The following is an 8,432-nucleotide window of genomic DNA, read 5'->3' on the forward strand; positions in this document are numbered from 1 at the left end:
CAACAGCGATTGCAGGAACTCAAGCGCATCCGTCAGATCGGCGAAGGATTAAGCAAGGCCTTGAATTTGGATCAGGTCATTGAATTGCTTGTCAATCTGATCTGGGAGACCATTACATTAAGTATCGTGGGCATAAAACTCATGGGCTGGGATAACCTTCCCGATAAATTTGCCTGCCGCCTCCAGCCAGGTTTGGATATGGGAATAAAGCGACAATTTGAGGACCGGATGCAACAGGAACTCCTGGCCTCCCGGTTGGAAACCTCCCCCTTTAAAGAGATTTCCTGGTCGAAAAAATTAGAAGAACATTCCATAGTATTCTGCTCTGGCAGTCTGAATGAGCAGATTGAGAGCCTGATTTGGTCCCCTCTCTGGGTCAATCAGAGCCTGGTGGGGATGCTGGGTCTGGGTCAATCAGAGCCTGGTGGGGATGCTGGGTTGTGGCCGGGAATCTCCCTTTACTCCGGAAGAGATTGAAATATTCCAAATATTTGTGTTTCAGACCGCTACCGCTCTAAAGAACCTAGCCCTCTTTGAGCAGATTAAAAGCCTGGCCATCCGGGACAGTCTCACCGGATTGTTCAACCCGCGCTATTTCTGGGAAGTCCTGGGCAAGGAAGTTAAACGTTGTCGGCGCTATGGCTGCCGCCTTTCTTTACTTTTTCTGGACCTGGATAATTTCAAGGTCATCAATGATCAGCACGGCCATCCTGTGGGTGACAAGATTTTGCAGGAGTTGAGCAACCTTCTTAAGAGTTTTGTCCGCTGTACAGATTTAATCTGCCGGTACGGGGGAGAAGAGTTCGTCATTTTATTGATCCAAACCCCGAAAAGAAAGGCCGCCTTTCTGGCCGAGCGTCTGCGCCAAACGATTACCCAGGCGCCATTCAAAATCAAGGATCTGGAAATTCCCTTGACCGTCAGCATTGGAGTAGCAGACCTGACAGAAAAGATGGATCCGGAGGAATTGGTGCAGAATGCCGATAGCGCCATGTACCGGGCTAAACAGAGCGGCGGCAATCGCGTCGTAATCGCCTAGTTAATGTTCATCCGCAAACTCGATTTCCCCCCCATTGAGGATGTGCACTCCGGAGAGATGATGGCAGTATCCGGATTAAAACTAGCTGATCAGCTCTAGTAACTGATGGCCATGTTCTTGTAAACTTTGGATAATGGGATCAAGCTCGCATTTTTCCAGCCGGAAGGAATATGTGCGTTGCTGGCAGCCTTCCAGACCCAAACCCACGTTGATAATTTTTCCTCCCGCCTGGTGGATTAGTTGGCAGGCCTCCTCAAAAGCTCCAGGTCGATCAGCCAAAACCACATCTAACCGCGAACTGCTGCGCAAGACATCCAGCATGTATAAAAAGGCGGATAATAGGTCGGCTACCGTGAGGACTCCCACTAACCGCCCTTTTTCCAGTACCGGCACCCCGCCGATCTTATAGTCATGTATCAGATGGGCTGCCTCCTCCACGCTGGTCATGGGGCTGACGGTCAGCGGGTCAGTCACCATTACGTCGCGAACCACGATCTTTTCGATCATGGCCGCCAACAACACCTGTTGAAGATCGCGGGCCGTTACCCAGCCGATAAATTTTTCCCCCTCCACCACCGGCAGATGGCGGATGGAGTGTTGCTGCATTAATTTCAGGGCTTGATGGACACTAGTTTTCGGTGCGACCGTGATCGGTTTGCTGATCATAATCCTGCCAACCCGCATGATTCTCCTCCCTCGCCTGTCCGCCGCCATTGTAAACTATTTTGGCGGCTTATTCAAGGCCAATAAAGAAATCGTCGGGATAACCGGAAGCACCCGGCATTGCCCATATGCTCACGGAGAATAAGTCAGGCCAACCCCTAAATAATCAGGAAGAATGTGCCCAGGCAGGATTCTCGGCTTGGCCGCTTAAGCTGATGGTGTGGACCCTAGTTGGTAGCCAAAACCGTCTGCAAGGTGGAGACAAAATGCTCGGCCTCGCCGATATAGGTAGCCAGGTTGGCTCGATGGTTGGCCAGGATGCCGTCTTTGGCAGCATCGGTGACCACCCAGGGGCTCAACTGGGAGCCAGTGTGCAGGGCATGAATCGCATCCTCCAAAAGCTTGTGAGAATTTTTCTTCAGTAACTCCCGACTAAAATCTTCCCTCACTGACTCCAGAATTTCAGTCATGCCCAGGGCTACTCCCTGGGAATAATAAAAATAATCGTCACTGATAAACCAGGATACCGGGCTGCCGTCCGCCTCTTTATCCTTGATCAGGTTATGGAAACAACTCCCCAGAATGTCCCTATAAGTGGTCATCAGGGCAATCAGGTTGTCGACCCGGGGATAAAATTTGCTGCGCTTGTGTTTCAGGTCATCAATGTATTGACGGAGATCGCGTATGGCTTCCCGATATTTCCCCGAGGCCGAGGGAAACCAGTATTTATCGGCGCTAACCATAAAAAAATTCATGGCCTCATTGAGATAGGGGTTATAGGCCTCGGTGATGGCAAAGCGGCTCATATTTTCATTTAATATGACGGTAGTGCGGCGGGCCACCTCCAGGACCCCAAGCTGGCGGTTATTGACGTTGTCCGTCAGTCTCAGCATCCCAAACAGGATGGAATTGGGTCGCCAGCCGATCCAGGTCTTGTTGATCTGGTCATCCATGATCTTAATGACCGCGTTAGTAAAAGCTTCGCCGGCTACCGGCTCAGCACTGGGCTGGGGCGGAAAGGGAGCCTCCGCCGAGGGAGCTTGGACGGCTGGAGTCGGTCTCTCGGTGGGGCTTGGGGCCGCCGGCTCTGGTTCCGGCGCGGCTTCTGCGGCCGGAGTAGATTGCGGTTCCGGCGCGGCTTCGGGTTTTTCCACTCTAGCTTCCCGAGCGGTGATTTCCTCGGCAGTCAATTGCATGGTGCGCCTAGTCTCGGAAATAGAAAAAATCGTCGCCAGAAAGGCCAGGATGATCAGTAAAATGATCAGATAACGTTTCTCCTTCAGCCATTTTAACCAGGAGGGCGGTGGTTTTGGAGGACCAGCCGGGGTAATGACCGGGAGCCTGTGCTCCTCGGGGGCAGAATTTTTCCTCATAGTCTATTTTACCTCAAAGAATTGTCGCCACGCGGCCGGAGGGCTGGACGTACCAGGCTTAAATTTGAATATCAAAATATCTCGGCACTGAAAATGTAGATCCGGGTATCCTTCTCTCTCCAGGCGTCCAAAGACAGGCCAGCTTTCCGGCAGGTTTCCCGCAGGAAAGTTTCCCGATCCCAATGGTATTCTGTGGCTACCTGGGGAAGCAACAGACCCGCATAAGGGCCTTTGGTGATATAAAGCCCGTGTTGGCCCACCTCAATCTCTTCTATCTTGTTAATCTCCCGCAGCGGAGACAACACCGAGATCTCAATGTCCACCTCCGGGAATTCTTCAGAGGTTAAGGGCGGAAAGCGAGGGTCTCGAAAGGCCGCAGCCAGAGCCATTTCCTGAATGGCCTGGGCCAGAGGTTTAACCGGTTCAATCAGGCCGATACAGCCCCGTAGTTGGCCCCGCCAATGCAAGGAAACAAATGCTCCTCGCTTTTCTTGTAAGATAGAAGAGGTCGGCGGCAGCGGTGGGGGTGGTTGGTTTTGCAAAGCCGCGAAAATTGCTTCCCGGGCGATCTGGTGCAGAGTCTGTTTGTCCTGTTGGCTTAGTGCCATATCTTTCTCCTTAGCCGCTGCTGGATAAGTTAACAGCCCCAAATTTAACCATAACCATAAAATGAAAAAGAACCACAGATGGCGGCCTGGCAGCATGATTAGCCTCATCACCACAGTTGATCAGCTTGTATTCCGGTAGTCTGAGTCAATCTTACCGAGCTTCAGGCGACAGATTCGGTAGCCTGGATTGGTCGTTATTCTAACCTAAAGACAAGGATTATCCTGGGATTGGCTTAACTAAATTACGTAGAGTTGCCATCCGCCGCGTAATCCATCGGCTAAGTTAGTGCATAAGAACTGGGCCGAGTCGATTTTTGGGCAAAACTTGGCGGACTCCTTTCTGCAATTATTTTATAACTTGAGTAATAATACTTAGCCCAATTTCTCTTAAGTATTTATCATAGCGAATATTTTTTATGACTGTCAACCGGAAAAAAGGGGCCTGCTTGGCAGATTGCCCCAACCCCCAGACCTAGCTGGGTTATTCCACTAAACAGATAGCCCCCCTTAGATTCGACCATGATTCCGGTCCAAGGAGGGTTATCCAGGTATTGTATTTCCCTGACCCCGTGAATTTGCTTGACAATCAATAGGAGGTTCTTTAATATAAAAAGGATTAAACGAGGAGGGAACTGTGTACGCAATCGTTCAAACCGGTGGCAAACAATATCGCGTCTCCCCCCAGGATATCATCCGGGTTGAAAAACTGCCTGGCGAACTGGGTGATGAGGTCGTCCTGGACCAGGTGTTGATGGTTGCTGCCGGCGATGAAATTCAGGTAGGACAACCAAGGGTCGAGGGCGTCTCCGTGGTAGCCCAGATTATTCGCCAGGGTAAGGGCAAAAAGGTTTTGGTCTTTAAAATGAAACGGCGTAAGGGCTTTCGCCGCAAACGGGGGCACCGCCAGCTCTACACGGCTTTGCAAATTAAGGAAATTAAAGTATAATTTTTATTAACAGACAGCAATCGGCCTCCTGACAGATAAATTTCGGAAACCATTCAATTGATTTTACCCCGTGCCAGTCAGGGGGTATTGATTAATCCTGATTTCTTAAGTCCCAAGGTTTGTTTTAATTAGATAAACAGGAGGGATTCCCTTGGCACATAAAAAGGCCGGAGGCAGTTCCCGGAACGGCCGAGACAGCGCCGGGAAACGGCTTGGCGTGAAGCGCTTCAGCGGGCAAGTGGTGAAAGCTGGCAATATCCTGGTCCGGCAGAATGGCACCCGCATTCATCCCGGAGAAAATGTTGGTCTGGGCCGGGACTATACCCTATTCGCCAAAATTGACGGGATTGTCACCTTTGAGCGCTGGAGCCGCAACCGGAAACGGGTCAGCGTTTACGCCCCGTAAAGGAGGGGCACTTGCCCCCCTGGCGGTTTGCCGATGAAGTGGAGATTACCGTCCGCGCCGGCAAAGGCGGACCAGGGTGTGTGAGCTTTCAGCGGCAACGTTTTAAACCCCGTGGGGCACCCGACGGCGGTGATGGCGGTGATGGAGGCGATGTGGTGCTGGAGGTCTCGGCCTCCTGCCGCACTCTAAGGACCTTTCGATATCGACGCCACTTCCAGGCCGAACGGGGTCGGGCCGGTCAGAGCCAGCGCCAGCAGGGGCGACGGGGAGCTGACCTGGTCATTGAAGTGCCGCCGGGCACCCTGGTTTTCGACGCTGAGAGCGGACAATTCCTACAGGATCTAGCTACTCCAGGAGAGCGCCTGACCGTGGCCCGCGGCGGCCGGGGCGGCAAAGGCAATGCCCATTTTACTAGCTCGCGGCAACGGTCGCCGCGATTTGCCCAGCCCGGCGAACCAGGCCAGGAACGGCGGCTGCGTCTGGAACTGCAATTATTGGCGGAGGTGGGGCTCCTGGGCTTGCCCAACGCCGGTAAAACTACACTGTTAACCCGCCTGACGGCCTCAAAGGCCCGGGTGGCGCCTTATCCCTTCACTACCCTGGGGCCCAATCTCGGGGTACTCTCCCATGAGGACCATGAACCGCTCATTATCGCGGATATTCCCGGCCTGATTACCGGCGCGCACCAGGGTCGGGGTTTGGGGGATCGTTTCCTAAGACACCTGAAACGGACCCATCTGTTGCTGCACGTAGTGGATGTCGGTCAGGTTGACGAGCAACATCCGGAGGCGCCGGTAGAGCAGGTGGAGGCAGAATTGCGGGCCTACGACCCCCACCTGCTGGACAAACCACGATTATTAGTCCTCAATAAAATAGATCTGTTACCAGAGGATTTTCCGCTATCCACCCTCCTGGCAGCTTTTCGCCAACAGGGACGGCAGTGCCTGGCCCTCTCAGCCCTGACCGGCGAGGGGTTGGAGGAGCTCAAGGCTGCCCTCTGGCAAGCATTTGAGTCAGATGATCATGAACCCAAACAAGCACAGGCAACTCCGCCACCAGATAGTGACCCAGGCCAAACGGCTGGTCATTAAGATCGGCAGCCACGTCCTGACCCAGGCCGATGGTTTGAACCGGGAGATTATTGCCCAACTGACCGACCAGATCGCCTGCCTCAAGGCCGAGGGCCGGGAGGTCATCCTGGTGTCGTCCGGGGCCATTGCCGCCGGTTCCAAAAAGATGGGCTTGCCGGGCCGCCCCCAGGGCATCCCCCAGAAACAGGCGGTGGCCGCCATCGGTCAAAGCACCCTGATGCTTACCTATGAGGAGGCCTTTGCCAGTTACGGGCTAAAGGTGGCGCAATTGCTTCTCACCCGCGACGACCTGGCCAACCGGCGGCGTTACCTCAATGCCCGTAATACCCTGTTTACCCTACTCAACTGGGGGGTTATCCCCGTCATCAACGAAAATGACACGGTGGTAGTGGAGGAGATCCGCTTCGGGGATAACGATAACCTGTCGGCCATGATCAGCAGTCTGGCCGGGGCCGACCTGTTGATTATACTGACTGATACTGATGGCCTCTATGACTGTGACCCCCGGCAGCACCCCGAGGCCCGGCTCATTCCGCTGGTGGAGAAGATCGACAGCCGTCTGGAGAAGGCAGCCAGCGAGTTGCCCGGCGTACTGGGCTGCGGCGGCATGTCCAGCAAGGTGCAGGCTGCCAAAAAGACCAGCGCCGCCGGCATTCCGGTGATCATCGCCAACGGCCTGACCCCGGCCATCCTGGAGCAGGTCTGCCGCGGGGCGGACTCGGTGGGGACCCTGTTTTTGCCCCAATTAAAAAAGATCAGCTCCCGTCAGTACTGGATTGCCTATACCTTGAACCCCCGCGGCGAGATCGTGGTCGATGACGGCGCCCGTCAGGTGCTGCTGCACCAGGGCAAAAGCCTGCTCCCGGCCGGGATTGTCAAGGTCAATGGCCGCTTCGGGGTCGGGGCCCCGGTCCGTCTGACCGATACCGAGGGCCAGGTAATCGGCATGGGCCTGAGCAATTATTCTTCCCAGGATATCGCCCTCATCAAGGGCCTGAAGACCGCCGAGATCGAACAATCGCTGGGCCATAAGGGCTACGACGAGGTCGTCCACCGGGATAATATGGTGGTGTTTACGGAAACTTAGGGAATTATGAGGATACTTTATTTAATTTCTTAGTGCTATACAGGCAGAAGCCGGGGCTGAATGAAAAAAGGGATAAAAATTTTGTATGGTGTCCCCATTATTTGGTATAGGCATAAGAGGTGAATAGATGCTCGAAAACCTTCCTAGAGGGCTACGACAAGTTTTGGAAGTCTACCGTCTCGTAAGACAATCTCGCCTTTCCCGCCTCAACGCTATCAAAGAGGTTGCTCGGGTGAATCGAATCGATCAGAATACTGTCGCATCGGCATGTACGCGAAGTTTAGGAATAACGACAGACGAACTTGATGACTACTTGGAACCAGAAAATGCAAGATATTTTTGCATCCGTCTGGTCCAAAGGTTCCCATCTTACCAGAACGATATAGAGAGAGGTTCCTCGGGAGTTTCGAATTAGGTGAAGATCGTTCTCCTGGGGAACTGAGACCCCTATTTCCAGAGGAAAGAAAGAGACTTTATCACTTAATCGTATTGAAAAACGCAAGGGAAAAGCTCTTAGAATGGTTAGAACGCTCAGATATTCCTCTGATCTTTCAAATGAGATAAAAGACTTGGAGCAAAAAATTAATCAATCCCTAAAAACATGAATATTAATCAGCCTATCTCTGGATATAACAAGTTATGGTATCAATAAGATTTTCAGCCTGCCCCTAATAAACCCGGCGGGACGATTTATCGCTCATAGCCCCAAACTGCTTGCTTGTCAGCGTAGGTCACAAAAAGTTAATAAAACTAGTGGAACAGGCTTCCGGCTGTTCCAGGCCCAGGCAAGATGTCTGTGCCACTATAAAAAGAAGTTTGGAGAAGCGATGGACATTGCTGCGACGATTAAGAATATGGCCCTGGAAGCCCGGGTCGCGGCTCGGCGGTTGGCTGCATTGCCCGGCCCATTGAAGAATCAGGCTCTGACTCTGATTGCCGACCGGCTAGGGGAAGAAAAAGAGGCGATCCAGAAGGAAAATCGTCAGGATGTCGAGGCGGCCCAAGCGCAGGGGCACCCGGCGGCCTTTATCGACCGGCTAACCCTTACCGATAAGGTCGTCCAATCAATGGTCAACGGCCTTCGAGAAGTGGTGCAGTTGCCCGATCCGGTAGGGGCGGTGACCTCCATGTGGCGGCGGCCCAACGGCCTGTTAGTGGGCCGCCAGCGCATCCCCCTGGGGGTGATCGGCTTCATCTATGAGTCGCGGCCCAATGTCAC

At 53.3% G+C, this 8,432-nt stretch carries 10 protein-coding genes; 7 read left to right on the forward strand and 3 right to left on the reverse strand.

The features are described from left to right. Positions 1 to 477: hypothetical protein (locus JRG72_10865; GenBank protein MBW2135704.1), on the forward strand; the 477-nt coding region annotated here is incomplete at its 5' end. Continuing rightward, positions 431 to 1,039 (forward strand): GGDEF domain-containing protein, encoded by a 609-nt coding sequence (locus JRG72_10870; protein ID MBW2135705.1) that lies wholly within the window; start codon positions 431 to 433, stop codon positions 1,037 to 1,039. The genes JRG72_10865 and JRG72_10870, both read left to right, overlap by 47 nt. Before the next feature lie 81 nt (positions 1,040 to 1,120). On the opposite strand, the gene JRG72_10875 is transcribed toward JRG72_10870, so the two are convergent. The 3 genes from JRG72_10875 to amrA form a co-directional block, all read right to left on the reverse strand. Then, complete coding sequence (locus JRG72_10875) at positions 1,121 to 1,723, reverse strand: CBS domain-containing protein (protein ID MBW2135706.1); 603 nt, start codon at positions 1,721 to 1,723, stop codon at positions 1,121 to 1,123. A 206-nt stretch (positions 1,724 to 1,929) separates the two neighbouring features. Beyond that, the gene (locus tag JRG72_10880) at positions 1,930 to 3,075 is read right to left on the reverse strand and encodes a DUF2333 family protein (GenBank protein MBW2135707.1); all 1,146 of its coding nucleotides are present in this window, start codon (positions 3,073 to 3,075) and stop codon (positions 1,930 to 1,932) included. A gap of 71 nt (positions 3,076 to 3,146) precedes the next feature. Next, complete coding sequence (gene amrA / locus JRG72_10885) at positions 3,147 to 3,683, reverse strand: AmmeMemoRadiSam system protein A (protein MBW2135708.1); 537 nt, start codon at positions 3,681 to 3,683, stop codon at positions 3,147 to 3,149. Positions 3,684 to 4,317: 634 nt separating this feature from the next. Between amrA and rplU the strand changes: the two genes are divergently transcribed. The 5 genes from rplU to proA form a co-directional block, all read left to right on the forward strand. Continuing rightward, on the forward strand, positions 4,318 to 4,629 hold the full coding sequence (rplU, locus tag JRG72_10890) for a 50S ribosomal protein L21 (protein MBW2135709.1): 312 nt from the start codon (positions 4,318 to 4,320) through the stop codon (positions 4,627 to 4,629). A 151-nt stretch (positions 4,630 to 4,780) separates the two neighbouring features. Then, complete coding sequence (rpmA, locus tag JRG72_10895; GenBank protein ID MBW2135710.1) at positions 4,781 to 5,035, forward strand: 50S ribosomal protein L27; 255 nt, start codon at positions 4,781 to 4,783, stop codon at positions 5,033 to 5,035. Positions 5,036 to 5,046: 11 nt separating this feature from the next. Then, positions 5,047 to 6,126 carry a GTPase ObgE gene (gene obgE / locus JRG72_10900; protein ID MBW2135711.1) on the forward strand — a complete coding sequence of 360 codons (1,080 nt, stop codon included), beginning with the start codon at positions 5,047 to 5,049 and terminating at the stop codon, positions 6,124 to 6,126. After that, positions 6,059 to 7,213 carry a glutamate 5-kinase gene (proB, locus tag JRG72_10905; GenBank protein MBW2135712.1) on the forward strand — a complete coding sequence of 385 codons (1,155 nt, stop codon included), beginning with the start codon at positions 6,059 to 6,061 and terminating at the stop codon, positions 7,211 to 7,213. Before obgE ends, proB begins: the two co-directional genes overlap by 68 nt. A gap of 827 nt (positions 7,214 to 8,040) precedes the next feature. Next, on the forward strand, positions 8,041 to 8,432 hold a 392-nt coding region (proA, locus tag JRG72_10910), incomplete at its 3' end, for a gamma-glutamyl-phosphate reductase (protein MBW2135713.1).

The sequence above is a fragment of the Deltaproteobacteria bacterium genome, assembly GCA_019309545.1.
Classification (GTDB): domain Bacteria; phylum Desulfobacterota; class Desulfobaccia; order Desulfobaccales; family Desulfobaccaceae; genus Desulfobacca_B.

Bases quoted from the DNA above. Each gene is read 5' to 3' on its own strand.
- JRG72_10875 (MBW2135706.1), bottom strand. From the start codon at position 1,723: ATGCGGGTTGGCAGGATTATGATCAGCAAACCGATCACGGTCGCACCG.
- amrA (MBW2135708.1), bottom strand. From the start codon at position 3,683: ATGGCACTAAGCCAACAGGACAAACAGACTCTGCACCAGATCGCCCGG.
- JRG72_10870 (MBW2135705.1), top strand. From the start codon at position 431: ATGCTGGGTTGTGGCCGGGAATCTCCCTTTACTCCGGAAGAGATTGAA.
- JRG72_10880 (MBW2135707.1), bottom strand. From the start codon at position 3,075: ATGAGGAAAAATTCTGCCCCCGAGGAGCACAGGCTCCCGGTCATTACC.
- proB (MBW2135712.1), top strand. From the start codon at position 6,059: ATGAACCCAAACAAGCACAGGCAACTCCGCCACCAGATAGTGACCCAG.